General features: G+C 69.5%; 2 protein-coding genes. Both read right to left on the bottom strand.

Annotation, left to right across the window (positions count from 1 at the left end):
• On the bottom strand, nucleotides 1-1,363 hold a 1,363-nt coding region (locus tag A612_RS03640; protein WP_019373228.1), incomplete at its 3' end, for a dihydrolipoyl dehydrogenase family protein.
• A gap of 17 nt (nucleotides 1,364-1,380) precedes the next feature.
• On the bottom strand, nucleotides 1,381-2,442 hold a 1,062-nt coding region (locus tag A612_RS03635; protein ID WP_040435897.1), incomplete at its 5' end, for a 2-oxo acid dehydrogenase subunit E2.

The raw sequence follows: 2,442 nt of genomic DNA, 5'->3' as shown, positions 1-2,442 counted from the left end.
AGATGTGCGGCGCATTGGTGCGCATCTGCACGTCGACGTCGATGAAACCGCGTTCCGTGACGGCCACGCCGGCCGCCTCGGCGCCGATCTTCTTGCCGTTGGGTGAGCGGCCCACCGCTTGCAGCACCAGGTCATAGACCTGCGGCTCGGGCGCCTCGCCGCCCTCCTGGGCCGGGGCGAAGCTGACCCTGATGCCCTCGGGCGTGGCCTCGGCGCCGACGGTCCGGGTGTTGAGCATGATGCGGTCGAAGCGGTGCTGGTTCATCTTCTGCCAGACCTTGACCAGGTCGCGGTCGGCCCCCTGCATCAGCCCGTCCATCATCTCGACCACGTCCAGTCGCGCGCCCAGCGTCGAGTACACCGTGCCCATCTCCAGGCCGATGATGCCGCCGCCCAGGACCAGCATGCGCTTCGGGATTTCCTTCAGGGCCAGGGCACCGGTGGAATCGACCACGCGCGGATCCTCGGGCAGGAAGGGCAGGCGCACCGCCTGGCTGCCGGCAGCGATGATGGCGCGCTGAAACTGCACGACCTGCTTGCTGCCAGTCTTCTCCTGGCCATCGCCCGTGGTTTCCTCGACCTGCAGGTGGTGGCTGCCGACGAACTGCCCGACACCGCGCAACACCGTCACCTTGCGCATCTTCGCCATCTGCGCAAGGCCTCCGGTCAGCTTGCCGATGACCTTGTCCTTGTGGCTGCGCAACCGGTCGAGGTCCACCTGCGGGGCACCGAAGTCGATGCCGGCCGCCTTCAGGTGAGCCACCTCGTCCATGACCGCCGCCACGTGCAGCAGCGCCTTCGACGGGATGCAGCCCACGTTCAGGCAGACGCCTCCGAGCGTGGCATAGCGCTCGACCAGCACCACCTTCAGGCCCAGGTCGGCGGCGCGGAAGGCGGCGGAATAACCGCCCGGCCCGCCGCCCAGCACCAGCACCTCACAGTCCATATCGGTGGCGCCCTCGTAGCCGGTCGCGGCCGAAGCGCTGGACCCGGCCGCCCTGGAGCCGGCACCCGACGGAGCGCCCGAAGCTGGCCCCGCCGCCGGTGCCGCCGGTGCGGAAGCCGCAGGCGCCGCAGCCTGCGCCTCCCCATCCCCACCCGCCGGCGCGGGAGCCGCCGTGCCCTCGGCCGCTTCCAGCGTGAGCAGCACGCTGCCCTCCTTCACCTTGTCGCCGAGCTTGACCTTGAGCTCTTTCACCACACCGGCGTGGCTGGAGGGAATTTCCATGGAAGCCTTGTCGCTCTCCACCGTGACCAGGCTCTGCTCGGCCTCGATGGTGTCGCCCGGCTGCACCAGCACCTCGATCACCGCCACTTCGTCGAAGTCGCCGATGTCGGGCACCTTGATGTCGATCGTCGCCATGTCGCTGCTCCCTTCGCTCACAGCAGGATGCGGCGGTAGTCCGCCAGCACCTGTCCCAGGTAGGCATTGAAGCGCGCGGCCGCGGCGCCATCGATCACCCGGTGGTCGTAGGACAGCGACAGCGGCAGCATCAGGCGCGGCTCGAACTTCTCGCGCTCGTCGTTCCAGATGGGCTTCATGCTGCTTCGGGACAGTCCCAGGATCGCCACCTCGGGCGCGTTGATGATGGGGGTGAAGTGCGTGCCGCCGATGCCGCCCAGCGACGAAATGGTGAAGCAGCCGCCTTGCATGTCTGCCACGCCCAGCTTGCCGTCGCGCGCCTTCCGGGCCAGCTCGCCCATCTCCTCGCTGATGGCGAGAACGCCTTTCTTGTCGGCGTCCTTGAGGACCGGCACCACCAGGCCATTGGGCGTGTCGGCGGCGAAACCGATGTGGAAGTACTGCTTGTAGACCAGCTCGTCGCCATCCAGGCTGGCGTTGAACTCGGGGAATTTGTTCAGTGCCGCGACCACGGCCTTGATGACGAAGGCCAGCATGGTCACCCGGACGGGGCTCTTGGCCTTGGCGCCCTCCTGGTTGAGCTGCACGCGCAGGGCCTCCAGCTCGGTGATGTCCGCCTCGTCGTTGTTCGTGACGTGCGGGATCATGACCCAGTTGCGCGCGAGGTTCGCGCCGCTGATCTTCTTGATGCGCGAAAGCTCCTTGCGCTCCACCGGCCCGAACTTGGCAAAGTCCACCTTCGGCCAGGGCAGCAGGTCCAGTCCGGCGCCACCTGCAGAAGCGCCGCCGGCCGCAGGCGCGCGCGCGGCCTGGGCCTGCGTCTGCAGGCTGCCGGACATCACGGCGCGCGTGAAGCTCTGCACGTCCTCGTGCGTGATGCGCCCGCGCGGGCCGGTGCCCGTGACTTCCGCCAGCGGCACACCCAGCTCGCGCGCGAACTTGCGCACCGAGGGGCTGGCGTGTGGCAGGCCGGCGCCCGTGCCAGCGGGCCGGTGCGCCGCAGCGGGGGGCGCCGTCCGGGCTGCAGGGGCCTGTGCCGGGGCGGGCGCGGCTGCAGGCTCGGGTGCCGGGGCTGCCGA

Origin of the sequence: Melaminivora alkalimesophila, assembly GCF_000282995.1 — a bacterium.
GTDB lineage: Bacteria > Pseudomonadota > Gammaproteobacteria > Burkholderiales > Burkholderiaceae_C > Melaminivora > Melaminivora alkalimesophila.
This window is presented reverse-complemented; position numbering and strand designations above follow the sequence as displayed.